Source organism: Kribbella sp. NPDC050124, assembly GCF_044460355.1.
In the GTDB taxonomy this organism is placed as follows: domain Bacteria; phylum Actinomycetota; class Actinomycetes; order Propionibacteriales; family Kribbellaceae; genus Kribbella.
The window spans coordinates 1-21704 of the sequence record NZ_JBITJU010000038.1 but is presented as its reverse complement, the minus strand read 5'-3'; the positions used below and the strand labels follow the sequence as shown (position 1 = coordinate 21704).

Genomic DNA, 21704 nt, shown 5'->3' with positions numbered 1-21704 from the left:
GAGCAAACCGGTCGTGGAAAACCACCGATGGTTCGACAACGATCGAAGTACAGCGCCTCCAGAAACAACTCCCAGAAAGAGAGCCTCATGAGCCACCAGAAAGTCGCCGTCGTCACCGGTGCGTCCTCCGGCATCGGCGCGGCACTCGTCCCGGCGTACCGGAAACTCGGGTACGCCGTGGTCGCGAACTCCCGCACCATCGAGCCGTCCGACGACCCGCTGGTGCTGACCGTCGCCGGCGACATCGCGGCGCCGGGCGTCGGCCGCCGGATCGTCGAGCGGGCGATCGAGACGTTCGGCCGGGTCGACACCCTGGTCAACAACGCGGGTGTCTTCGTCGCCAAGCCGTTCACCGACTACACCACCGAGGACTTCGACCTGGTCACCGGCGTGAACGTCCGCGGGTTCTTCGAGATCACCCAGCGGGCGGTCGCCGCGATGGTTGCCCAGGGCACCGGCCATGTCGTCGGCATCACCACCAGCCTGGCCGATCACGCGAACAGCAACGTGCCGTCCGCGCTCGCCTCGCTGACCAAGGGCGGCCTCAACTCCGTCACCAAGTCGCTCGCCACCGAGTACGCAACCCGCGGCATCCGGTTCAACGCCGTCGCCCCCGGCGTGATCCGGACGCCGATGCACCCGGCGGAGACCCACGAGTTCCTCGCGGCGCTGCACCCGGTCGGCCGGCTCGGCGAGATCGACGAGATCGTCGACGCCGTCCTGTTCCTCGAAGGCGCCGCCTTCGTGACCGGCGAGATCGTGCACGTCGACGGCGGCCAGAGGGCGGGTCACTGAGCCGTGGCCGTCCGTACCGAGTGGCGCGTGGTCGCCCAGGCTGCCGCCGCACTCGCGGGCGGGATGGGGATCGGCCGGTTCGCCTACACCCCATCCTGCCGTTGATGCACTCCCAGGCGGGTCTGTCGCCCCGCCTGGGAGCGACGCTCGCGACCGCCAACTACGCCGGTTACCTGGCGGGCTCATTGGCCGCAATCGTCACGCCACGCCTGACCCACTCCCGCTGGACTCTGCGCCTCTCGCTACTCGCCCTGGCCGCAACGCTCGCCCTCATGCCGACCACTCGGAGCGGCGCCGCCTGGCTCGGTTTGCGAGCCATTGCCGGGATCGCGAGTGCGCTGATCTTCGTGGTCGCCGTCAGCGCCGTGCTCACCCACGTTCATCACAAGGCCGGCTGGTCTTTCGGAGGGATCGGCGCCGGCATCGCACTGTCGGGACTGGTACCCGGCGATTGGCGACAAGCGTGGTGGATCACCGCGGCAGCCATCCTCGTCAGCACCGCATTGGCCTGGCACCTCCCCAGCGCCGCGCCGACCGAAGCAGCACCAGCGAGCGAGCCGCGCAGCGGATTCGGAGCCCTGCTGACCAGCTATTCACTCGAAGGTCTCGGCTACATCGTGGCTGGCACGTTCCTCGTCGCAGCCATCGGCGAGACGGCCTCCGAGCAGGTCGGCAGCAATGCATGGACCTGGTCGGCTTGGCCGCCATCCCCTCGGCGGCGCTGTGGGCCCGGCTCGGCCGGACCTGGTCCCGACCCGCCCTCCTACTCATCGTCGGCCCGCTGGCCGTCAGTCCACTCATCCACAACGGCTACCACCAGGCACTGCTGCTCAGCGCCGGCGTGGTCGCCGCCGCAGCAGTCACCGCGGCAGCCATTCCAACCAGGAGATTCTCATGACCGACCTCGAGATCTTGCACACCGTCCTCGACCAGTGGAAGGCGGGCGTCGACGCCCACGAACCCAAGGAGGTCAGCGCCCTCTTCGCCGACGACGCGATCTTCCAGGGTCTGCACCTGTACGGCGTGGGCCCGGACGACGTGGCCACGTACTACGACTCACAGCCGCTCGGACTGCAGGCGTCGTACGGCGTCCTGGAGACCCGGCGGCTCGCGGACGACGTGATCCTCGGGTACGTCGCCGTCGACTTCACGTTCACCGATCGGCCGGCCATCTCGGTCTACCTCAGCCTGATCGTCCGGCAGGTCGGCGACTCCGGGCAGATCTTGCACTACCAGGTTTCCCGGTTATAGTTGGTAGCGCCAACGTTGGCGCTACCAACGAAAGAGGAGATCATGAACGCTCTTGCCGATCGGCTCGAGATTGCCGACCTGTTCGCGGAGCTGGCCCGGGTGCTGGACGAAGGAACGCCGGACGAGCTGCGGAACGTTTACGCGAAGGACATCGTGGTGCAGTCGCCGCGCGGTGGTGAGATCCACGGGATCGACGACGTCGTCGCCTACGTCGCAGCCTCGGCGGACGCCAAGACGCAGCACCTGCACGGCAACATCGTCGTCACCGTCGACGGCGACCGCGCGGAAGCGTCCGCCACCCAACTGGCGTTCTTCTTCCACGAGGGGGCGGCGCCGCACCACCGCGTCGGCCTGAACGCGAAGTACACCGCTGTCCGGACGCCGGCAGGCTGGCGCTTCGACCGGGCGAACATCTTCCTGGTGTGGCAGGAGGAGGTCTGATACTTGACCCCATGACTGTGAAGGAACTGCGGCTGGTCGTGACGGCGGACGACTACGACGAGGCGGTGGCGTTCTACCGGGACGTGCTCGGGTTGCCGGAGCGGGCGTCGTACTCGTCGGAGAACGGGCGGGTGGTGATCCTCGAGGTCGAGCGGGCCACCCTGGAGATCGCGGACCCGGGCCAGGCCGACTTCATCGACGAGGTCGAGGTCGGCCGGCGGGTGGCCGGGAAGTACCGGGTCGCGCTCGAGGTGGACGACTCGGCCGCGACCACCCGGAAGCTCGCCGACGCCGGCGCCGCCGTGCTCGCCGAGCCGACCCGCACACCATGGAACTCACTCAACGCCCGCCTGGAAACCCCCGGCGGCATCCAGCTGACCCTCTTCACCGACCTTGACCTTCAAGTCAACCAGAAGTGAAATGATCGGCTCAGGCTGATCTGGGCGTCTCGGTCCGGAACGACTCACCGAGCTCGGGACCGAGGCCGAAGTAGTGGCGGAAGTTGTAGACCAGCGGCGACCACGCGCCCGGATCGACGTACGACGTCCCCGGTACGACGATCCGCTCGTCGGCATGCACCCGCAGCACCTTCGCCTGGATGACCAAGAAGGTGCCGTCAGCACCAATGTCCACCTGGACCGCGGTCGCTTCGAACTGCAACGGGCACTCGGCCACCCGCAGGTTGTCCGCGGTCTGGCCGGAGGTGCCGAGTCCGAGGACTACGACATCGCCGAGCGCCCAGGCGGACGACATCGGGGCCAGGTTGGCCGAACCGTCGCCGTTCTCGGTGGACAGCAGGGCGACCGGCGTTCCGACGTACAGGATGGACGGTTCGATCGTCAGGTGCGTCATGAGTCCCGACGCTAGGTCGCGACTGCTTCGGCGGGCGCCGAACAGTCAGGACGGCATCATGGGGAGCATGAGCACGCAAACGGAGGGGCAAGAGCTGGCTGCCTGGGCCAGGATGCTGGCCGATGCCACCAGGGCGACGGTCTGCCTGGCGTTGCTCGACGGGCGGGCTTGGACCGCGACCGAGTTGGCACGAGTGGCGAAGGTGTCGCGGCCGACGATCAGCGAGCATCTCAACCTGCTGGTCGACGGTGGCCTGCTGACCGAGGTCCGGCAAGGGCGGCATCGCTATCTGAAACTGGCCGGTCCGGATACAGCCGAGTTGATCGAAGGGCTTGCGTCGCTGGCACCTCACCGCACCGAACAGCTGAGCAGCCTGTCCGCTGTTTGCAAGCGAGACGCGTTCGCCCGGGCCCGGACCTGCTACGACCATCTCGCCGGAAAACTGGGAGTGGCATTGGCGGATGCGATGACCGAGCGCGGCCTGATCGACTGGTCGGAGGGCGTCGCGCTGACGCCGGAAGGCACCGCCTGGCTGGAAGATCTCGGCATCGTGGTCGAACGGCGGCGCGGCCGGCCCGCACTGTGCTCCTGCCTGGACGTGACCGAACGCAGGCCGCACTTGGCCGGCGCGGTCGGCGCGGCCGTGTGCGAACATGCTTTGCAGCAAGGGTGGGTGAGCCACATCACGGGCGGACGCGCGCTGAAGGTCACCGGCTCCGTGCGCGAGTTGGGCCTGCCGACCGGAGTCGTGCGAGAACTTCTGCCCACAGTCTGAGACTGTGAACACGCTCCCAAGAGGCGCCGGGCCCGGAAACCACCTAGCCTTCGGCCATGACTGAGTTCGAGCCCGGCACCGAACTGGTGTCCCGTCTGCCGCTGCCCAGCCATGTGGTCGTCCTAGCGGACGGCCAGTGGCGTCCCGGCTGGCTGATCGGCCGTGAGCACGAGGCGACGGGATGGACCGGTCTGGTGCAGTACGAGGGCGACGACGGCGCCGAGCGGACGGAACGCCTCCCGGCGGACCGGATCGCCCTGCCGGAGTCGCACCAACCGAGCGAACAAGCGTCATAGCGTAGGGAGGGCAGCGATAGAGCACGAAGGCCCCCGGTGCTCACCGGGGGCCTTCGTGCGTAACGCGGCCATGGCGCCTCTCGACAACGAGATCCCCGCCCCAGGCCCTTCGGGCGGTTGACCTGGGACGGGATCCTCAGTGGCGTTACACACGGTGTATCGCCGGTGACGGGCCGAGTGTTACAGGATCGCCGGAAAATTCTGCGCCGACCGTTGGCGAGCCGGACAAGCGGCGACCCCGGTGCACGTCCCTGAACACCGGGGTCTCGAGTAACCGGCCTCTCGAGCGACCGCCCCTCGTAACTGTCAGGTGCCCCACTGGTAATCAGGCATTCACGCGTATGTATGACAGGCGCTAGAAGTGCACCGCGAGCAGCACCCGTCCGCTTTCCGAGCTGCGGATGTCCAGCGCCCGGATCTCGTTGCGCTGCAGCTTTGTGGTCGCGGCGGGCTTCACCGTCGTCCCCGGAGCCGCCGTCCAGCTCGCGATCAGCTGCGCCTTTCCGGACGCGTCAGTGACGTAAAGTTCGTAGCCTCGGGCGCGTTCGCTCGGCGTGGCCAGTTCGTCGTACCGGCAGCTGATCTCGATCGTCGTACCCCAACGCTCCGGCACCAATCGCGCGTCCGCGGAGAGCTTGCTGGCCACAGTCTGCGCGAGTACGACGTAGTCGCCCTGCGGCTCCTCGCGGCTCAGCGGGATCACGACCAGCGCGCTCACCGCGGCTGCCGTCGCGGCGACTCCCGCCATCACCATACCGATCCGGACCCGGCGCTTCCGGGTGTCTCGCTGGACCCCGCGGACCAAACCGGGCAGCAGGTTCGGCGGGGTGGCGGTGATGGTAGCGAGTGCGCGGTCGTCCGGCAGCGCGGACATCGCCTCGGGCACGTCGGACAGCGAGGCCACCTCGGCCGAGCATTCGTCGCAGGTTCGCAGGTGCTCCTCGTACTCGTCCCGCTCCTGCACCGACAACGCGCCGAGCAGATAGGCCGCATCCCATTCCCGGTACGGATCGCTCACTGGCTGGTCACCCCCCTCTCCTGCAGCGCGAGCTTGAGAGCCCGCAACCCGTAGTGCAGCCGCGACTTCACGGTGCCTGACGGGATGTCCAGCTCCTCGGCGATATCAGTGACAGTACGACGCCCGTAGTAGGCACGAACAATCACTTGCCGATGTTCCTCCGACAACTGTGCCAGGGACTCGGCCACCAGCCACGCGTCGAGGACGGCGTTCGCGTGGTCGGCACTCGGGTTCTCCGGCAGATCGTCACTGGCCACCTCGCGGCTGACCCGGGCACTGCGCCGGTCGTCGATGACGAGATTGCGCGCCACCGTGAACAGCCAGGCCCGGGCCCCCGCCTCGTCCTCGGTCAGGATCTGCGGCCGGCGCCAGGCGCGCAGCAGCGTCTCCTGCACGACGTCCTCGGCCAGCCGGTCGTCACCGGTCAGCCGGACCACGAACCGCCACAAGGCCGGTGCGTGCACGTCGTGCAACTCACGCAACAGCGCCGCCCGGTCATCGGCCATCGGCGCTCCTGCTCTGTCAGGCATCGGGCGGTCCCGGCCGGGATCACTCCGCTGTCACGGTTGCCTTCTCCGGTGCTGCTTGCTCGACCGCCCAGGCGCCGTTGCCCAGGAACGCGATCAGCAGGAAGGCGAAGCAGAAAAGTGCCGCCTTCTCGCCACCATTCTGCACAGGAAGCAAAGCATCCACCTGGTGCACTGTGAAGTACGCGTAGGCCATTGATCCCGAGCAGAGCAGCGCAGCGTACCTGGTGCCCAGGCCGATCAGCACCAGTGCTCCGCCCACGAACTGGATCGCGGCCGCCCACCAGGACGGCCAGGCGAACAACTCGGCCTGTTTGGTCCCGAGCACGCTCGAACAGGGGTCGTCGCCCTTCCGAACGAGACAGGCCGGCGCCGGGGTCAACACATCGTGACTTTCAGATCACACTCCGAATCGGCTGCGCTTGCCGCTCCGGCTTTTGCTAGATGGAAGCCGTACGTCGCGGTCGCCAGGCCGACGCCCCAGACCAGGTACGCCGGGACCGCCACCCAGAAGAAGGCGTCCGGCAGGCCGATGTCGCCGTACGCGGGCTTGCCCTGGATCGCGGCCACGATCATCTGGAGCAGTCCGACACCGAAGTACGCCGTGATGCCGCCGCCGAGCCCGGCGCCGGGAAGCAGCAGCATCCAGCGCGGGAAGATCCGGCCGAGGCGGTAGACCAGCAGCAGCGGCAACGCGATGCCGGCGAGCAGGAAGCCGCCTTCGAACAACACCAGCGAGAGGTTCGCGCCGTACGGCGTCTTGTCGAAGCCGACGACTGCCTGCGCGGCCAGCCGGATCAGGCAGCCGGCGACCGCGGCCCATGCGCCGACGAAAGCCCAGCGCGGGATCTCCGCGAGCGTACGCGCCGGGCCGAGTCGGCGTTGGCAGGTCAGTGCGGTCCGGCCGAGGAGTGCGGCACCACCGAGCGCGGCGAATCTGCTCAGCATCCCGGGCAGATCGAACGGGAGTCCAAGACCTGGCAGCACACCACCGACCACATCGAGCAAGGCAAGCGCGGCGGCTGCGACCCAGGCGGCAGCGAGAGCCCACAGCGTCCGGATCAGAAGCCGGGAGCTCGGTCGGCGATCCAAAGCCAGGACTGCCGCAGCACTGAGCACACACAGCAGGACCGCGGCCCAGTGGGGGATCAGCAGGTCGCCGCCCGGGAACTTCCAGTTCGGTGCGTGGCCGGTCGCGAACCAGATGCGGACACATCCGTACGCCGCTGCCCAGACGAGAGTTGCCGTTCTTGCCATAGGACCAATCTCAGTCGGTCACGCGTCGGCACGGATCCCTCCGGCGGGGGAACCGGCTCCATCGGTCGGTGGAAGTGCTCAGCAGACGTCGTACAGCGCGCGGAGCGTCCGGAGGAAGGCCTGGCGATCGGCGGCCGGCAGGTTGGCGAGCAGGCGCTCCTCTTCGACCCGGATGCCTTTGCGCACTAAGCGCCGTACCCGGCGGCCCTTGGGAGTGATCGACAGCAGCCGCACCCGGCGGTCGCCCGGATCAGGCGTGCGCTCGATCAGGCCGGCGTCCTGCAACTCGTCGAGGGTGCCGATGATGCGCGACTTGTCCGCGCCGATCGCCTCCGCGAGCGCAGCCTGGGTCCGGACCGGGGTGTCGTCGAGGGCGGTCAGTACGGCGTAACCCCACATCGAGATGTCGTTCGCCTCGAGCACGGGCGTCTCCGCCGCGATCAGCGCCCGCACCAACGGAGCCATCATCGCGGCGAGATCGGGGCGCTCGTCGGTCACGCCACGGAAGATAGCACTGGCGCAATCATAAGCAGACGCATATGATCAGCACATGCATACAGTTGACTACGTTTCCCCCGACGCGCAAGCGGTCCGGGCCAGCATGGAGCTGGTCACGCGTGTCACCGACGACGATCTCGCCAAGCCGACGCCCTGCCGGTCCTGGACGCTGTACGGTCTGCTCGCGCACATGGCGACCCAGCACTACGGCTTCGCCGCCGCCTCCCGCGGCGACGGCGACGCGGCGCTGTGGAAGGTCCGCGACCTGGGCGCCGACCCAGTCAAGGCGTACCTCGACGCTGCCGAGCACGTCCTGGCCGCGTTCGCCGAGGACAGCGTCACCGAGCGCCAGTTCCCGCTGCCGGAGTTCGGCACCGACCAGCCGTTCCCCGGTCAGCAGGCGATCAGCTTCCACTTCATCGACTACGTGGTGCACTCCTGGGACGTCGCGAAGTCGCTCGGCACCACGGTCACCTTTACTCCCGAGGTCCTGGACGCGGCGCGCGAGGTGGCCCAGCTCGTCCCCACTGGCGACCTCCGCCTGACCCCGGGCTCGCCCTTCGGCCCCGACATCCCCTGGTCAGGCGCCGACCCCCTCGACAAGATCCTCGCCCACCTGGGCCGCAATCCTTCCTGGCCCAAGGCCGTCTAGTCCTCACAACCCAGCCCGTCGTTGTCGCGGTCCAGGTCGTAGACGTCGTCACCGATGACTGTGACCGGACCGCGCACGTACTCGGGCCCGTTGCCGCTTCCCCCTGAACAGTCGACGTCACTCGCGATCGGGACACAGCCACCGCCGTAGTTCGGGTCGCAGCCCGACTCCTCCTCGACCTTGGTGCCGACCGTGGTTACCTGAGTCCGCGGCTGCTTGGCCACCTCCTGCTTGACGAGCTCCTTCGCCGTCTGCACGCCGTCGACGATCGTCACCTCATAGGTGAGCCGGCGCGTGCCGTTCACGCCTTGTGTGGTGACAGACTTCTCGCCTTTCGGCAGCGAGGAGTCCGTCACGGTCTTCGTCTTGAACGGAATGACCTTGAACTCCACCACGGTCTTCTTGGTCGTCACCGGCTTCGGCTTGGTCGCCGGCGTCGTGACTGCCTTCGGAGTCGGTGTAGGAGTCGGAGTCGGAGTCACCGTCGGTGTCACCACGGCCCGGCTTCCCGCGACCGCAGCCGGCTCGGGGACTTCCGACGTACCAGTGGATCCGCAGCCGGCCACGACCAGTAGGAGCGCAGGCGCCAGCGCAGCGTGAGACAAACGCACAATTCCCCCCAACCCGCCGCAGTTTCCCCCCGCGGCGGGATTGTCAGCACCCGGACCTCCCGGATGAGTTCCGATCTGTACCACCACGACCTGTTTGAAGTCGAGGCCCGAACGGCGTTGGAATCTGAAAATTTCGGTGGTTGGTAAGCGCTTGCCGTGGTGCGGAGGCGGTGCGAGGCTCGCGGGCACACCACTGGAGGAGAGGGTCCATGTTGGCTGTTCTGGGAAGACTTCGCCGCGCGGCTCTGGTGAGCGCGCTGGCGATCATCGTGGCGATCTTGACCGTTCCGTCCACGGCGTCCGCGGCCGTCACGGAGTACCCGGCGGTGACCTTGAACCGGGTCACTTCGAGCGCCGGGTTCGTGCATCCGGGGCTGGCGGTCAGCGCGGACTCGCTGGAACGCGTCCGCGCTCAAGTGCAGGCCGGCGTCGAGCCTTGGGCGTCGTACTACGCCGCCATGACCGCGACGGCGTACGCGTCCGCGACGTTCAGCTCGCGGAACCAAGGCCCGGTCGTGGACCGGCCGGCGAACAGCGCGTTCAACTCCCAAGGCGTGCAGTCGCTGTTCATCGACGACGCGTTTCGCGCCTACACACAGGCGATTCTCTACGTCATCACCGGCAACCCGGTGCACCGGGCCAACGGCCTGAAGCTGGTCCGGATCTGGAGTCACATGAATCCGGCCGCGTACGCGTACTACCCGGACGCGCACATCCACAGCGGCCCACCGCTGATGCGGATGCTGGCCGCCGCGGAGATCCTCCGGTACTCGAGCGTCACCCCCGGGACCGACGGTTACGACCTGCAGTGGAACGACGCCGACACCGCCGATCTCACCGCCAACCTGATCGTACCGATGACGCAGACCTTCCTGTACCGCAACCGCAACTTCATGAACCAGCACAGCTACTCGCTGATCGGCGCGCTCGCGGGCTACGTCTTCACCGACAACCTGCCCCGCTACACCGAGGCGGTCGAGTGGTTCTCGGTGAACTCCACCAACCCCGACGACGACACGAACGGCGCACTCGCCAAGGTGATGCCGGTGATCGCGAAGAACGACCCGCGCAACCCGTACGGGCGGTCGTTCGTGCAGCTGCAGGAGATGGGTCGCGACCAGGCGCACGCCTGGGACGACGTCAGCATGCTCACCCAGCTCGCCCGCGTGATCGACATCCAGGGCACCCGGCTGGACCCGTTGCGCGGCACCGTCTCCACGCAGCGGAACGCGGTCTCGCCGTGGGAGTTCGGCGACTACCGCCTGCTGCGCGGCTCGGAGCAGTTCTTCGCGTTCATGCTCGGCAAGGACATCCCGTGGATCGACACCACCGAACGCGGCGGGGTGCTGTCCCAGGCGTACCGCGGCCGGATCTTCGATCCCACGAATGAGCTGTACCACCTCTACAAGGACAAGCTCGGCACCGCGATCCGGGTGATCGCGCCGAGCATCACCGAGATCGCGACACGGCAGGACGCGGCCGCACGGTTCTACTGGGGCACGGCGTCGTACAACTACTGGAACAGCAACCCGGACTGGAATCCGGACTCCTGGTTGTCCTTCCCGTCCTCGGTCGCCGGCACAGTCCCACCGGTGCAGAAGGACGCACTCATCCAAGCGGAGACTCGAACCTTCCCGATCACTCCCGGCACGTCGATCCGCGACGGCTATGTCCGGATGAACGCGAGTCGAGCCGGTACGACGATCGCCGTACGGTCGCTGCTCTACGACAACCGGAACGGCTACAGCCCGGTCGGGGTCCTCGTCCGCACCAACGGCACGGCCACGTTGCAGCTGCGCAAGGAGCGGACGCTGGCGCCGTACTACTCCTTGACCGTGCCGGACACGAAGGGCGCCTGGCGCTACCTCACCTACGACATGGACACCGCCAAGCTACGTGGTAGCGCAGGCGGTGAGTCGCTGGCGTACTACACGGTTGTCGGGTCGTCGAAGGTTGCCGTGGACATCGATGCCGTCAACTTGCAGACCAAGAGCCAACTCACACCCCCGACGTTCCCCGAAGGCGCGGACACCCGTCTCGTCGCGATCGCCGGCGAGCCGTTCACCACAGACCTGTCCGCCACCGACACCGACCCGGTGACCTACACCGCCGGTACGGCGCTCCCGAGCCAAGCCACCCTGGACGCGCAGACCGGCGCACTCACGTGGACCCCGACGAGCAGTCAGGTCGGAGAGCACAAGACCTTCATCGTGGCCGACGACGGCAGGACGAACTCCGTACTCCGTGTGTCGGTCACAGTCGCCGCCAACCGCCAGAAGGCTATCGCCGCGGCGCTAGAGGGCTACGACCCGGGGACCGCCTATGTCCGGTCGAGCGCAGCCGCCGTCACCTCGGCTGCGGCATTGGCGACCTCGCACCTGGAATCCGACACCGCGACGTTCGCTGCCGACCTCGTCGCCGTACAGAAGGCAGTCGCCGCACTGGAGAAGCTCACGCCGACGCTGGCGGACGACGGCTCGTTCGACTACTGGGGTCGCGCGACCTCGGCGACGATCACACCGGTTGCCATTGGCAACATGCTGGACGGCGACATGAACACCTTCTCGGGTGATCTCCGGGCGCCGGCGATCCTCGACTACGGCAGCGGCTTCCGGGTCCGGGCCGACGCGTTCGGGCTGCAGGCGCGGTACAACTTCGCCAACCGCTCGGAAGGCGCCAACGTGTACGGCTCGAACGACGGACGGACCTGGACGCTGCTGACGTCGCGGGAGACCACCAACACCAGCGACCGGGCGTTCGAGCTGGAGACCATCCCGGTCCGCGACGAGGTCAAGGATCAGAGCTTCCGGTTCCTCAAGCTCCAGGTCGACCACCCCGGCGTGCCGACCGATCCGGCGTACCCGGGTCTGTCCAGCTTCAGCGAGTTCCGGGTGCACGGCGAGCGGATCGAGATGAGTACGGCGCTCAACGCGGTGTCGATCTCGTCGAGCAACAGCGACCCGAAGCTCGCCCAGAACGGCGACACTGTCACGCTGACCCTGACCGCTACCGAGCCACTCAGTGCGGTCACGGCGACGATCGAGGGACGCGCCGCCACGGTCACGAGCTCGGACAGTCAGCACTGGACGGCCAAGCTGGTGCTCCCGGACGACGTCGGCTACGGGCGGGCGCTTCAGTTCGCGGTCGACTACACGACGGCTGCGGGCGACCCCGGTGCCACGATCGTGTCCTCGACGGACGGATCCACGCTCCAACTGTGGAACAGCGCCGTACAGACGCTTGCGATCCAGCCGGGCTGGGTGGTCGCGTCGAGCGTGGTCTTCCCGGGGGTCAGTACGGCGGAGGACAACGGGTGGCGGATGTTCGACGGCAACATCAACACCTTCACCGACACCACCAGCGGCAACGGCTGGGTCAAGGTGACCGCGCCGTTGGAGTTCAACGCCGTCCGGGTCCATCCGCGGACGAACTTCCCGAGCCGGGCCAACGGCACGGTCGTCCAGTCCTCCACTGACGGCGGGACCACGTGGACGACCTTGGCCACGATCAACGGTGTTGTCGATGGCAACCAGTGGTACGTGTTCCCGCTGACTTCGACGGTCAGCGTGCCCATGATCCGGGTGTACGACGGCCACGGCGGCTTCACCAACCTGGCCGAAGTGCAACTGCTCAAGGCTTAGGGGTTGTTGGCCGACCTGCTGCCCGTCAGCAGGTCGGCCAGCTCGGTCGGGCGGTAGAGCACGAGCTTGCCGGTGCGCTGCGCTTCGACCAGACCGGTACGACGAAGCAGCTGCAGGTGCTGGCTGACCGCGGACGGGGTGACCTTCAGCTCGGCGGCGAGGTCGCTGGTGGTCCGTGGATGGGTGAGCAGGGCAAGGATGTGGGCACGCGGCGTACCGATGAGCTGATCCAGATCGCGTGGCGACGGCGGCTCGACGACCGACCACAGATTGCCTTGCCCGCGGGGCGGATAACCGATCAACGGCTCGGCGCCGATGTCGAACGGGATCACCGCATGCGGGCCGAACAGCGTGGGCTGCAGCACCAGCCCGCGACCGTCGATGCTTTCCGTACGACTGGGATTGCTCACCTGGTCGATCCGCAACCGACCGTCCTGGTAGCTGATGACCGGGGCGAGGTCGTTCAGCATCGCCGCGGTCCCCTGCTGGGTGACGAGATGACCGCGGTAGCTGATGTCCGCGGACAGGATCGTGCGCATCCGGTCCCAGTACGGCGCCATCACGGTCCGCCAGTACTCGCCCAGCGCATCCACGATCCTCGCAACGCCATCGGGCCCGGCGAGCTCGTCGGGTACCAGCCCGTTGACCGCGACAACCTGCCGCTCGAACGTCTCGCGATCGACCGCCCCGACGAGCGCGAGCTCCTCATCGAACTGGGTCAGCGGCGACGTCGGGCGCGGCGTCAGGAAATCCGGACTGCCCATGGTGTCGTTCACCAACCACCGCAGCACGCCCCAGTCGAGCTGCTCCAGCACCGGCTGAACAGCCCGAACCCACGGCAACTGCAACGGAAACCGACCAGGATCCTGCAACGCCCGCAACGACAGCACAGTCTCCGCCGCAGGCGAGATCGCGAACCGGATGTCCTCCAGATCCTGCCCGGTCAGCTCGTAGGTCAGCACCCCGTCAATGTAGCCCTCCCCTAAATCGTTCCAGCCGCGGACTCCGCCGGCCGACTCTCGACCCCACGACTACTGCTGTCGTGAACGCGCTGCCGCGGAAGGATCTCCTCGGCGCGCTGGCGGTCGCAGCCGCCCTGGCGCACGTCAGCCGACGTTCAGGAGGGTGGCGAGGAGGATGCCGTTGAGGAGGCCTACTACGCCTAGGACGATCAGTGGGCCGGCGGTGATGGGTGGTTCTGGGACTCGTTGGTTGAAGAGTGCGAACAGGCGTTCTTCGGCTGGGCGGACTTCCCGGAGGAGGACGGTGCACGGGTGCTTGACGTTTTCAACAACCTCTACCGCGGTCTGGGCAGCTACTACGGCGCCGCGGAGAACTCCCACGACCACGGCTCCGGAGGCTACGGTCAGCACGCCGAGCAGGGCTGCCGTTGTCTGGGGCATCGAGGCGTCGGCGAACAAGGTGTTCTTCAGGGCCGAGAGCGACCACAGGCCGAAGAATCCGAGCGCGCCCGACGCGATGCCGACCGCCAGGAACACCTTGGTCAGTGGGTTCTGCAGCCGCACCGCCGCCGCGAACGCCCGCGCGTCCCTGGCCAGATCCTCCGCACCCCGGGCCAGTTCTTCCTGCGCCGCCAGCGTGTCGGCACGCGCTCGCAGCTTCACTCCGATCACGATCCGGTCGGCGAGATCCATGGTGCTCGCGAGGTCGAGGATCTCCCGCCAGGCGCTCACCACCTCGTCGTGCGCCGGTGCGATTGCAGACCGCCCCACAACACTCATGCCTGTCCCCTAACGCCGAGCGCGCCTCCCCCTGCGCGATCGTCTCCCCTGGGCACGAGAGTACGCCGTACGGGCCCTCACGAACAGTGACCAGCTGTCAATTCTTGACTGCTCCCTGTGTGATCCCGTTGACGAAGTTCCGCTGGAAGGTGAGGTAGACCAGCACGATCGGGGCGATCACGATCAGGCTCGCCGCCGACAGCAGCGGGATGTTCGTCGAGTACTGCCCGACGAACAGCCCGAGCCCGGCAGGCGCCGTACGGCGGTCCGGATCCTGCATCATCACCAGCACCAGCAGGAACTGGTTCCACGACCACATGAAGTAGAGCACCGAGAGCGTCGTCACCGCCGGCCAGGAGATCGGCAGCAGAACTCGCACCAGTACGGCGAGATCGCGGGCCCCGTCGACCCGCGCCGCCTCGACCAACTCACCGGGCAGTCCGGAGAAGTGCGACTGCATCCAATACACCCCGAACGGCATGAACAGAGCGACCTCAGCCAGGATGATGCCGAGGTAGGAGTTCGTCAGGCCGACCTGCTGCAGGTTGTAGTACAGGGCAACGACCACGAGCTCGACCGGCAGCGTCAGCCCCAGCACGAACCCGGCCGACAACCCGCGATTCCCCCACACCTCAAGGACTTCCAGCCCGTACGCCGCCAACGTCGCCAGCACGACCGCGAGCGGTACGACGCAGACCGCGATCAGCACACTCGAGCGCATCAGGTTCGTGAAGTTGCCCTGGTTCCACGCCAGCTTGAAGTTCTGCCACGACCAGTGGTCCGGGATGCTGAGGCCACTGACCTGCTCACTCGGCGAGTGCAACGCGGTCAGCACGATCCCCGCCAACGGCAGCAGCACCATGGTCGCCATCACGAGCAGAACGCCGTACCGCAGGCCCATCCCTATCCTCATCGGCCCACCCTCGCGACTCGGCGGATCGTGGTCACGATCGCCACGACCAGGACGGTCAGTACGACGGCCAGCGCGCTGGCGTCACCGATTCGGCTTTCGTTGAAGGCCAACCTGTACACCAGCAGACCCGGGACGTTCGTCTGCCCGGCCGGACCGCCGTTCGTCGTCACGAAGACCAGGTCGAAGCTCGCCAAGGCGGCGATCGTCGTGATCACGCCGGCGATCGTGACCTCCTCGCGGACGCCGGGGAGCGTGACGTGCCGGAAGGTCCGGAACGGCCCGGCGCCGTCCAGCGTGGCGGCCTCGTAGAGCGAGGTGTCGATCTTCTGCGCGCCGGCCAGGAACAGCATCATGCAGAGCCCGCTCATCACCCAGGTCCCGATCAGGCCGAGCGCGATCAGGGCCAGGTCGTAGTCGCCGAGCCACGCCCGGGTGATGCCCCGAAGCCCCACACCGGCGAGGATCTGGTTGATCACCCCGTCCTCGCTGTAGAGCCACCGCCAGGTGATGCCGACGGCAACCAACGGCAGCACCTGCGGCAGGAAGAACACCACCCGGAAGAACGTCATCCCACGCCGGACCTTGCCGAGCAGCAGCCCGGTCATCAGCAGCCCGAGCACTACCGGGATGAAGGAGAAGAACACGATCAGCACCAGGCTGTGCAGGATCGCCTCGTACAGCGTCGGGTCCTGGAAGATCCTGGTGTAGTTGGAGAATCCGGCCCAGGTCGGCGCGAGGATGCCGTCCCACTTCAGGAACGAGAGCCTGACCGTGTTGAGCGCCGGCCAGATCGCGAACCCGAAGTAGACGAGCAGCGCGGGCAGGACATAGACCCACCCGCGCGCCCGGCGTCTAGCCGGCATGGTGGGCGGTCCACGACTCCTGCAGCGACGCGAGGAACTGGTCGGTCGTGGTGGTCCCGTTGATCAGGCCCTGGATCCCCGGCGTCAGCTTGTCGATCATGCCCGGCGACGCGAAGTCCGGGAACGGCACGATGCCGTTGCTCTGGGCAATCGGTGCGAACTGCTCCGCGATGTCGGCGCGCAGCCCGGTCGCGGTCAGCCCGGCCTTGGTGTCGACCGGCATGAACCCGCCGGCGAACTGGATCTGCGCCGCCTCCGGCGAGCTCATGTAGTCGAGGAAGGCCGCGGCGACGTTCGGGTGCTTCGTCTTGGACGAGATCGCGTACGCGACACTGGCGCCGGAAGCGACCTTCACCGCACCGCCGTGCGGGGTCGGCATCGGGAAGAAGCCGACCTTGTCCTTCAACTGCGTCTCCAGCGCGGCCGCCGCCCAGTTGCCGGTGACCAGGAACGCGCTCTTGCCCTGCGCGAAGTTCGCCTGGGCGTCCGGGTCCGCGGTGGCGTTGGCGGACTTGGCGACGTACCCCTTCTGCACCCACTGCTGCAGCGTCTCGGTGGCCTGCTTCGCCTTGTCGGTCGCGATCGTCGCGTCCGGCTTGCCGTAGACCCAGGCGCGGTAGTCGTCGACCGACCCGATCACGTTGAGCAGCGCGTTCCACAGGTGGAAGCCGCCGACCTGGAGCGCGCCGACGCTCAGCGGCACGCGCCCGGCCGCCTTCTGGCGCTCGAGCTCCGCCTCGAACTCGGGCAGCGACGTCGGCACCTTCGACACCATCGACTTGTTGTAGAAGACGCCGAGGATCGACAGTCCACCCGGTACGGCGTACAGGTTGCCGGTGCCGAACTGCTTGGCCGACTGGTCCGACTTGAGCACCTCGAGACTGGACTGCGGGAACTTGGTGTCCCAGCCGTACGCGTCGGCGTACGGGTTGAGATCCAGGATGAGCTTGGCCGGGACCAGCGTGTTCATCGCGCCGGGGTTGTACTCGGCGATGTCCGGCGGCTGGTCGGAGGCCATCGCCAGCTTGATCGACTTGATGTAGTCGTTGAACGGCGTCTGCTGCGGCTTGATGGTGACGTTCGGGTACTTCTTCCGGAAGCCCTCGATCAGCGCCTTGGTCGGCGGGTCGTCGGTGTAGGCGAGCGTCAGGGTGACCGGGTCGCTGGGGACCGTGGTGGCCACGCTCGCCTGCGTCGCCGGCCCGGCCTGCGGTCCGCCGGCGCCCGCGCAGGCGCTCGTGGTGAGTACGGCGGCGGCCCCGAGCGCGAGCAGTTTCGCGGCAGTCCTACGCATGGGATTCTCCTTCACCGATGGCGGCCGGTGGAGCCTCGGCCGGTAGTGGGCCGCGAGCGGCTGCTCGGCGGATACTGCTCCTGACGCGCTCGAACCGGGTCCGCTCGATCTCGGCCAGGCAGTGGTGCAGAGCGCCGTACACGACGGCGTCGTCGCCCAGCGAGGACACGGCGAGCGGCGGCTGGTTCAGGGCCTGGCTGTCCAGGTGCCGGCGGATTGCCTCCAGCAACGGTTCGCCGCACCTGGCCATCGGGCCGCCGATCACGACGAGCTGCGGATCGAGGATCGACCGGATCGCGGCCACGCCCTTCGCGAACCGGCCGGCCACGGTCTCGATCGCGCCGACCGCGGCCGGATGACCGGCGACGTACGCGTCCAGGACCTCCTCGAACGTGGTCTGCAGCCCGCTCAGCCGGACGATCTCGTCGGCGCCGACCCAGTCCTCGAACGGTCCGAGGCCGTCCGGGTTGGTCCGGGTCTCGCCGGCCAGCAGGTCGAGAAAGCCGATGTCACCGGAGTCGTTCGAGGCGCCCCGGTACAGCTCGCCCTGCAGCACGATCCCGGCGCCGACCCGCTCACCCCAGTGGATCATCACCACCGAGTCCTCACGCCGCTGCGCACCACGCCACCGCTCGCCCTGTGTCGCCAGCTTCACGTCGTTGTCGAGATGCACCGGACACGTGAGGACTTCGCTCAGCCGCCGTACGACGATGTCGCCGGCGAGCCCGGGCTTGCTCGGGATGAGCTTGATGACCTGGGCGTCCAGGTCGACGATGCCCGGCGCGCCGACGGTGGCGAACCAGATGTCGGCATCCTTAGTCGCCTGCTGCACCGTGGCCACCAGGACCTCTACGCCGTCCGCTCCGCTCGTGCCCGCGTCGAGCTGGACCGTGCTGGTGGCGACGATCGCGCCGGCCAGGTCGGACACCGCCACGCGGACGTCCTGCGGGCTGATCGACAGGCCGAGTAGACGGCCCGACTCGGCCCGGAACCGCACGCGCTGCGCCGGACGGCCGACCTTGGCCGCGTTCCGCTCGGGGGCGCTGAACTCGACCAGCCCCTCGGCCTCCAGCGCGACCAGGGAACGGGTGACCGCCTGCCGGCTGAGTCCGACCTTCTTGGCCAGCGCGGACACGGTCATGCTGGGCTCGGCCCGGAGCTGCCGCAGGACGGCGTCCGCGTTGATCCCACGCATGAGCTCGGTGCCCACGGCGACCAGTTCGTCCATCATCACCCTTCCCGCTGCGCTGTCCGGTGTGCGAGGGTATTTATTATGGATCGCACGAAACTAACTCCGTCAAGCCGTCAGGCGGGTTGGATTTCTGCCCTCGAGGGGCTGGCGCGGCGCGTGCTCGGGGCTTCCGTCAGCTTCACCGGGCTGGCAGGTGACGGGCGCCGCTTCGAGTACGGCGCCTGCGGCGGCGAGCTCGCGGTGGCCGCGACCGACGGTGTGAGTGCGGCCGTCGGCCTCCACCACTACCTGCGGAATGTGTGCGGTCGTTCGGTCGGCTGGGACACGGTTCTGCCCCTTCGGCTCGGCTCGCTGCCGGACTGCGAGATGACTCGCGGCGAGGCGCGGGTGAGCGAGTTCTACTACCTGAACTTCTGCACGTTCAGCTACACGATGGCGTACTGGGACTGGCCGGAGTGGGAGCGCGAGATCGACTGGATGGCGCTGCACGGCGTGACCATGCCGCTCGCGCTGACCGGGCACGAGGCGGTGCTGTTCTCGGCGTACACCCGGTTGGGGTTGCCGGCTGACGCCGTACGGTCCTTCTTGGGCGGTCCGGGGTACCTGCCGTTCGTCTACATGGGCTGCCTCGACAGTTTCGCCGGGCCGCTTCCGTCGTACTGGATCTCCTCGCATCTCGAGCTGGGCCGGCGGATTCTCGAGCGGGAGCGGGCGTTCGGGATGACGCCGGTGCTGCCGGCGTTCACCGGGCACATCCCGCGGGAGCTGGCGCCGGGGCGGGTTCGCACGTGGCAGGGGTTCGAGACGGTGGTGCTCGATGCCGGCGATCCGTTGTATGTATCGCTCGGTACGGCGATCACGTCGACGCAGATCGAGTTGCTCGGGACGGATCACGTCTATGCGGCGGACCCGTTCATCGAGATGATCCCGGTCGACGCGGATCCAGCAGCTGTTGCAGCTGCCACGCTCGCTGGGCTGCGCGGCGCGGATCATTCCGCGGTGTGGTTGATGCAGGCGTGGCCGTTCTCGTACCACAAGGAGTTCTGGACCGATGCGCGGGTTCGGGAGTTTCTGGCCGCTGCGGACGGGATGGTGGTGGCCGACCTGTGGGCCGAGCGGGATCCGCAGTGGCAGCGGTTCGACGGCTTCGGCGGGAAGCCCTGGCTGTGGTGCGGCCTCCTGAACTTCGGCGGCCGCACCGACCCCGCCGCCGACCTCCCCGCCGTCCCGCCGGCCGTCGAGGCCGCCCTCGCTTCCGCCAATCCCCCTACCGGCCTGGGCCTGTCGATGGAGGCGATCCACAACAACCCGGTCTTCTTCGAGCTCATCGCCGACCTGGCCTGGACGTCCGTCGACCTCGAGACCTGGCTCGACTCCTGGGCCGCCTGTCGCTACGGCGTCTCGTCTCTAGGGCATGCCTGGCGTGATCTGCTGGCGACCATCTACTCCTGCGAGATCCCGATCTTCCCCGAACACTTCCACGGGGTGCTGACGAAGGAACCGTCGTACCACTCGAGGTCTGTGATCGAAGGCGCCCTCTGGTACGACCCGACCGTCCTGGCACGCGCCTGGGACGCCCTCATCACCGCAGCCGAGGACAACCCTGTGTTGCTGGATGGCCCACTAGCCCACGACCTGGTCACCGTGGCCATCGCGTACCTGACCCGCCTCGCCGACCACTACTACCTCACAGACCGCAACGCCTTCCTGTCCCTCTTCCCCGCCCTCGATGCCCTACTAGCCACCCACCCCGACTTCCGCCTCACCACCTGGGAATCGAAGGCGGTCCGCTGGGCGGAGTCGGTTGAAGACCGCGCCCTCTTCGAGCGCAACGCCCACCAAATCCTCACCACCTGGGGCCCCACCCCCCACCTCAACGACTACGCCGCCCGCCACTACTCCGGCCTACTCACCCCCTACTACCTCTCCCGCTGGACCTCCGACGTACTCCCAGCACCCCGAGGCGACCTGGTCACCCTCTCCCGCCACCTCCACACCACCTACTCCACCGCCCAACCCCCACCCCACCACCAAACCCCTGGACAAACCTGACACACTATTCCCCTCACCCCTCGTGAGAGGGCCTCTAGCTCAACTGGCAGAGCAGCGGACTTTTAATCCGCGGGTTGTGGGTTCGAGTCCCACGGGGCCTACCGAATCGCAGGTTAGAGGTTGGGCTCGGGCGTTCTGGGCGCGTGAGGTTGGCGGTGGTCAGTGAGTCGGGTGGGCGAGGGCGGGCCAGATTCGGGTGGTGCGTTCTAGCAGGTAGTCGTGGGCCTGTTGGCCGGTGGCGGTCCTCGGGTTGATTGATGGCACGGTGCCGGTGTTGAGGGTGTCCATTTCGATGAAGGCGCCGAGGAGGATCTGGCCGAGTGGGGGCAGTTGCTGGTCCATCGGGGTGATCGGGTCGAGCAGCGGGGGTACCGCGCGAGCGGTGACCTCGGGCCAGTCCTCTTGGGGTCGCGGGGTGTCGCGGGTCAGGATCGGGCGATGTCGGCGGCGACCGCATCGCGTCCGGTGAGAGGTGGCCCGAGGGAGAAGCGCTCCCTGAGAGTCCGGATCAGGGACGTGTTGCGATATTCCTCGGTCACGACGGTCTCGGGTCGATGTAGGCGGAGACTGCCACTGTCGGAATGCGGACGCCCGAGCGATCGAAGCGGAATCCCATCTCCCGGCAGGAGCCGCCGGGTCGGGTGGCGGAGCGCTCGGAGGCGGGACGTGGTCGTAGTTGCCGCCGTGCTCGTCGAAGGCGACCAAGAGAAGCGTGTTGGCGAAGTTCGACCCATCCTCAGTGGACGAGGTGCGGATGGCCGAATAGACGCGAGCGAGCAGCTCCTCCCCCGCGCAGGATCGACGACGGGGAATCAGCAGAGAGCCCGGGGAAGAGCGCGTTGTAGGCCGGGTGGTAGTCGTTGTGCGCGTGCAGCAGATTCGGTTCGATGAACGAGTAGGTGGGCAACCTCCCCTGCTCAGCATCCTCGAAGAAGTCGTCTGTCGCTTGCCAGCGTGATGGGACCACCTCGTTGCCACGAGCATGGGACCACCTGGAGGTGTCAGTGAGCATCGCGGGCCTCGGTGGTGGTGTC

Annotated in this window: 25 protein-coding genes, 1 tRNA gene and 2 pseudogenes; 12 read left to right on the top strand and 16 right to left on the bottom strand. The window is 67.7% G+C overall.

The window, feature by feature from the left end; translation table 11 throughout:
• Positions 1-87: 87 nt before the first annotated feature.
• The 6 genes and pseudogenes from ACIBL3_RS44035 to ACIBL3_RS44010 all read left to right on the top strand — a co-directional run bounded on the left by ACIBL3_RS44035 (position 88) and on the right by ACIBL3_RS44010 (position 2906).
• Positions 88-795 carry an SDR family NAD(P)-dependent oxidoreductase gene (locus ACIBL3_RS44035; RefSeq protein WP_396359984.1) on the top strand — a complete coding sequence of 236 codons (708 nt, stop codon included), beginning with the start codon at positions 88-90 and terminating at the stop codon, positions 793-795.
• A 104-nt stretch (positions 796-899) separates the two neighbouring features.
• Positions 900-1424: pseudogene (locus ACIBL3_RS44030) on the top strand (YbfB/YjiJ family MFS transporter); the annotation flags it as partial.
• A 53-nt stretch (positions 1425-1477) separates the two neighbouring features.
• The gene (locus ACIBL3_RS44025; protein WP_396359983.1) at positions 1478-1693 is read left to right on the top strand and encodes a hypothetical protein; all 216 of its coding nucleotides are present in this window, start codon (positions 1478-1480) and stop codon (positions 1691-1693) included.
• Positions 1690-2046, top strand: coding sequence for a hypothetical protein (locus tag ACIBL3_RS44020; RefSeq protein WP_396359982.1), 357 nt, complete (start codon positions 1690-1692; stop codon positions 2044-2046). Before ACIBL3_RS44025 ends, ACIBL3_RS44020 begins: the two co-directional genes overlap by 4 nt.
• 42 nt (positions 2047-2088) lie before the next feature.
• Positions 2089-2487: a nuclear transport factor 2 family protein gene (locus tag ACIBL3_RS44015; RefSeq protein WP_396359981.1), complete on the top strand. Its 399-nt coding sequence runs from the start codon at positions 2089-2091 to the stop codon at positions 2485-2487.
• 11 nt (positions 2488-2498) lie between these two features.
• On the top strand, positions 2499-2906 hold the full coding sequence (locus ACIBL3_RS44010; RefSeq protein ID WP_396359980.1) for a VOC family protein: 408 nt from the start codon (positions 2499-2501) through the stop codon (positions 2904-2906).
• A gap of 10 nt (positions 2907-2916) precedes the next feature.
• On the opposite strand, the gene ACIBL3_RS44005 is transcribed toward ACIBL3_RS44010, so the two are convergent.
• Entirely contained in the window at positions 2917-3339 is a 423-nt protein-coding gene (locus ACIBL3_RS44005) for a hypothetical protein (RefSeq protein WP_396359979.1), read from the bottom strand.
• A gap of 67 nt (positions 3340-3406) precedes the next feature.
• Between ACIBL3_RS44005 and ACIBL3_RS44000 the strand changes: the two genes are divergently transcribed.
• Together ACIBL3_RS44000 and ACIBL3_RS43995 are read left to right on the top strand one after the other, a co-directional pair.
• On the top strand, positions 3407-4114 hold the full coding sequence (locus ACIBL3_RS44000) for an ArsR/SmtB family transcription factor (RefSeq protein ID WP_396359978.1): 708 nt from the start codon (positions 3407-3409) through the stop codon (positions 4112-4114).
• A 56-nt stretch (positions 4115-4170) separates the two neighbouring features.
• The gene (locus ACIBL3_RS43995; protein ID WP_396359977.1) at positions 4171-4410 is read left to right on the top strand and encodes a hypothetical protein; all 240 of its coding nucleotides are present in this window, start codon (positions 4171-4173) and stop codon (positions 4408-4410) included.
• Positions 4411-4765: 355 nt separating this feature from the next.
• Here ACIBL3_RS43995 and ACIBL3_RS43990 read toward each other — a convergent pair whose 3' ends face one another.
• From ACIBL3_RS43990 to ACIBL3_RS43970, 5 genes are all read right to left on the bottom strand, one after another.
• On the bottom strand, positions 4766-5428 hold the full coding sequence (locus ACIBL3_RS43990) for an anti-sigma factor family protein (protein ID WP_396359976.1): 663 nt from the start codon (positions 5426-5428) through the stop codon (positions 4766-4768).
• Positions 5425-5934, bottom strand: a complete 510-nt coding sequence (locus ACIBL3_RS43985; RefSeq protein WP_337010419.1) for a sigma-70 family RNA polymerase sigma factor — start codon at positions 5932-5934, stop codon at positions 5425-5427. Before ACIBL3_RS43985 ends, ACIBL3_RS43990 begins: the two co-directional genes overlap by 4 nt.
• A 43-nt stretch (positions 5935-5977) precedes the next feature.
• A complete protein-coding gene (locus ACIBL3_RS43980; RefSeq protein ID WP_396359975.1) occupies positions 5978-6283 on the bottom strand; it encodes a DoxX family protein in 306 nt (101 codons plus the stop codon).
• Positions 6284-6333: 50 nt separating this feature from the next.
• Complete coding sequence (locus ACIBL3_RS43975) at positions 6334-7212, bottom strand: hypothetical protein (protein ID WP_396359974.1); 879 nt, start codon at positions 7210-7212, stop codon at positions 6334-6336.
• Between the two features lie 78 nt (positions 7213-7290).
• Positions 7291-7710, bottom strand: coding sequence for a MarR family winged helix-turn-helix transcriptional regulator (locus ACIBL3_RS43970; protein WP_396359973.1), 420 nt, complete (start codon positions 7708-7710; stop codon positions 7291-7293).
• Between the two features lie 52 nt (positions 7711-7762).
• On the opposite strand from ACIBL3_RS43970, the gene ACIBL3_RS43965 reads away from it, so the two are divergent.
• Complete coding sequence (locus tag ACIBL3_RS43965; protein WP_396359972.1) at positions 7763-8362, top strand: TIGR03086 family metal-binding protein; 600 nt, start codon at positions 7763-7765, stop codon at positions 8360-8362.
• Here the strand turns inward: ACIBL3_RS43965 and ACIBL3_RS43960 are convergent.
• The gene (locus ACIBL3_RS43960) at positions 8359-8844 is read right to left on the bottom strand and encodes a G5 domain-containing protein (protein WP_396359971.1); all 486 of its coding nucleotides are present in this window, start codon (positions 8842-8844) and stop codon (positions 8359-8361) included. The genes ACIBL3_RS43965 and ACIBL3_RS43960 overlap by 4 nt on opposite strands.
• 338 nt (positions 8845-9182) lie before the next feature.
• Here ACIBL3_RS43960 and ACIBL3_RS43955 point away from each other — a divergent pair, with 338 nt between their 5' ends.
• Complete coding sequence (locus tag ACIBL3_RS43955; protein WP_396359970.1) at positions 9183-12614, top strand: putative Ig domain-containing protein; 3432 nt, start codon at positions 9183-9185, stop codon at positions 12612-12614.
• On the opposite strand, the gene ACIBL3_RS43950 is transcribed toward ACIBL3_RS43955, so the two are convergent.
• The 6 genes from ACIBL3_RS43950 to ACIBL3_RS43925 form a co-directional block, all read right to left on the bottom strand.
• Complete coding sequence (locus ACIBL3_RS43950; protein ID WP_396359969.1) at positions 12611-13576, bottom strand: DUF5937 family protein; 966 nt, start codon at positions 13574-13576, stop codon at positions 12611-12613. The genes ACIBL3_RS43955 and ACIBL3_RS43950 overlap by 4 nt on opposite strands.
• Positions 13577-13720: 144 nt before the next feature.
• Complete coding sequence (locus ACIBL3_RS43945; protein WP_396359968.1) at positions 13721-14356, bottom strand: hypothetical protein; 636 nt, start codon at positions 14354-14356, stop codon at positions 13721-13723.
• 97 nt (positions 14357-14453) lie between these two features.
• On the bottom strand, positions 14454-15269 hold the full coding sequence (locus ACIBL3_RS43940; RefSeq protein ID WP_396359967.1) for a carbohydrate ABC transporter permease: 816 nt from the start codon (positions 15267-15269) through the stop codon (positions 14454-14456).
• The gene (locus tag ACIBL3_RS43935; RefSeq protein WP_396359966.1) at positions 15266-16132 is read right to left on the bottom strand and encodes a carbohydrate ABC transporter permease; all 867 of its coding nucleotides are present in this window, start codon (positions 16130-16132) and stop codon (positions 15266-15268) included. The genes ACIBL3_RS43940 and ACIBL3_RS43935 overlap by 4 nt, the downstream gene beginning before the upstream one ends.
• Positions 16122-17426, bottom strand: a complete 1305-nt coding sequence (locus ACIBL3_RS43930) for an ABC transporter substrate-binding protein (RefSeq protein WP_396359965.1) — start codon at positions 17424-17426, stop codon at positions 16122-16124. The genes ACIBL3_RS43935 and ACIBL3_RS43930 overlap by 11 nt, the downstream gene beginning before the upstream one ends.
• A complete protein-coding gene (locus tag ACIBL3_RS43925; protein WP_396359964.1) occupies positions 17419-18657 on the bottom strand; it encodes an ROK family protein in 1239 nt (412 codons plus the stop codon). Before ACIBL3_RS43925 ends, ACIBL3_RS43930 begins: the two co-directional genes overlap by 8 nt.
• A 42-nt stretch (positions 18658-18699) precedes the next feature.
• Between ACIBL3_RS43925 and ACIBL3_RS43920 the strand changes: the two genes are divergently transcribed.
• Both ACIBL3_RS43920 and ACIBL3_RS43915 read left to right on the top strand, forming a co-directional pair.
• A complete protein-coding gene (locus ACIBL3_RS43920) occupies positions 18700-20670 on the top strand; it encodes an alpha-N-acetylglucosaminidase TIM-barrel domain-containing protein (protein ID WP_396359963.1) in 1971 nt (656 codons plus the stop codon).
• A gap of 28 nt (positions 20671-20698) precedes the next feature.
• Positions 20699-20771, top strand: a tRNA-Lys gene (locus ACIBL3_RS43915).
• A 58-nt stretch (positions 20772-20829) separates the two neighbouring features.
• Here ACIBL3_RS43915 and ACIBL3_RS43910 read toward each other — a convergent pair.
• The 3 genes and pseudogenes from ACIBL3_RS43910 to ACIBL3_RS43900 all read right to left on the bottom strand — a co-directional run.
• Positions 20830-21012, bottom strand: a complete 183-nt coding sequence (locus tag ACIBL3_RS43910; protein WP_396360027.1) for a hypothetical protein — start codon at positions 21010-21012, stop codon at positions 20830-20832.
• 342 nt (positions 21013-21354) lie between these two features.
• A pseudogene (locus ACIBL3_RS43905) lies at positions 21355-21426 on the bottom strand (hypothetical protein); the annotation flags it as partial.
• The coding region (locus ACIBL3_RS43900; RefSeq protein ID WP_396359962.1) for an alkaline phosphatase family protein at positions 21407-21704 on the bottom strand (298 nt) is incomplete at its 5' end. The gene ACIBL3_RS43900 and the pseudogene ACIBL3_RS43905, both read right to left, overlap by 20 nt.

What these genes read in the sequence shown, in the direction of transcription:
- ACIBL3_RS44035 (WP_396359984.1), top strand. Translation starts at nt 88, where the DNA reads ATGAGCCACCAGAAAGTCGCCGTCGTCACCGGTGCGTCCTCCGGCATC.
- ACIBL3_RS44025 (WP_396359983.1), top strand. Translation starts at nt 1,478, where the DNA reads ATGGACCTGGTCGGCTTGGCCGCCATCCCCTCGGCGGCGCTGTGGGCC.
- ACIBL3_RS44020 (WP_396359982.1), top strand. Translation starts at nt 1,690, where the DNA reads ATGACCGACCTCGAGATCTTGCACACCGTCCTCGACCAGTGGAAGGCG.
- ACIBL3_RS44015 (WP_396359981.1), top strand. Translation starts at nt 2,089, where the DNA reads ATGAACGCTCTTGCCGATCGGCTCGAGATTGCCGACCTGTTCGCGGAG.
- ACIBL3_RS44010 (WP_396359980.1), top strand. Translation starts at nt 2,499, where the DNA reads ATGACTGTGAAGGAACTGCGGCTGGTCGTGACGGCGGACGACTACGAC.
- ACIBL3_RS44005 (WP_396359979.1), bottom strand. Translation starts at nt 3,339, where the DNA reads ATGACGCACCTGACGATCGAACCGTCCATCCTGTACGTCGGAACGCCG.
- ACIBL3_RS44000 (WP_396359978.1), top strand. Translation starts at nt 3,407, where the DNA reads ATGAGCACGCAAACGGAGGGGCAAGAGCTGGCTGCCTGGGCCAGGATG.
- ACIBL3_RS43995 (WP_396359977.1), top strand. Translation starts at nt 4,171, where the DNA reads ATGACTGAGTTCGAGCCCGGCACCGAACTGGTGTCCCGTCTGCCGCTG.
- ACIBL3_RS43985 (WP_337010419.1), bottom strand. Translation starts at nt 5,934, where the DNA reads ATGGCCGATGACCGGGCGGCGCTGTTGCGTGAGTTGCACGACGTGCAC.
- ACIBL3_RS43975 (WP_396359974.1), bottom strand. Translation starts at nt 7,212, where the DNA reads ATGGCAAGAACGGCAACTCTCGTCTGGGCAGCGGCGTACGGATGTGTC.
- ACIBL3_RS43965 (WP_396359972.1), top strand. Translation starts at nt 7,763, where the DNA reads ATGCATACAGTTGACTACGTTTCCCCCGACGCGCAAGCGGTCCGGGCC.
- ACIBL3_RS43955 (WP_396359970.1), top strand. Translation starts at nt 9,183, where the DNA reads ATGTTGGCTGTTCTGGGAAGACTTCGCCGCGCGGCTCTGGTGAGCGCG.
- ACIBL3_RS43945 (WP_396359968.1), bottom strand. Translation starts at nt 14,356, where the DNA reads ATGAGTGTTGTGGGGCGGTCTGCAATCGCACCGGCGCACGACGAGGTG.
- ACIBL3_RS43940 (WP_396359967.1), bottom strand. Translation starts at nt 15,269, where the DNA reads ATGAGGATAGGGATGGGCCTGCGGTACGGCGTTCTGCTCGTGATGGCG.
- ACIBL3_RS43935 (WP_396359966.1), bottom strand. Translation starts at nt 16,132, where the DNA reads ATGCCGGCTAGACGCCGGGCGCGCGGGTGGGTCTATGTCCTGCCCGCG.
- ACIBL3_RS43930 (WP_396359965.1), bottom strand. Translation starts at nt 17,426, where the DNA reads ATGCGTAGGACTGCCGCGAAACTGCTCGCGCTCGGGGCCGCCGCCGTA.
- ACIBL3_RS43925 (WP_396359964.1), bottom strand. Translation starts at nt 18,657, where the DNA reads ATGATGGACGAACTGGTCGCCGTGGGCACCGAGCTCATGCGTGGGATC.
- ACIBL3_RS43920 (WP_396359963.1), top strand. Translation starts at nt 18,700, where the DNA reads ATGGATCGCACGAAACTAACTCCGTCAAGCCGTCAGGCGGGTTGGATT.
- ACIBL3_RS43910 (WP_396360027.1), bottom strand. Translation starts at nt 21,012, where the DNA reads ATGGACCAGCAACTGCCCCCACTCGGCCAGATCCTCCTCGGCGCCTTC.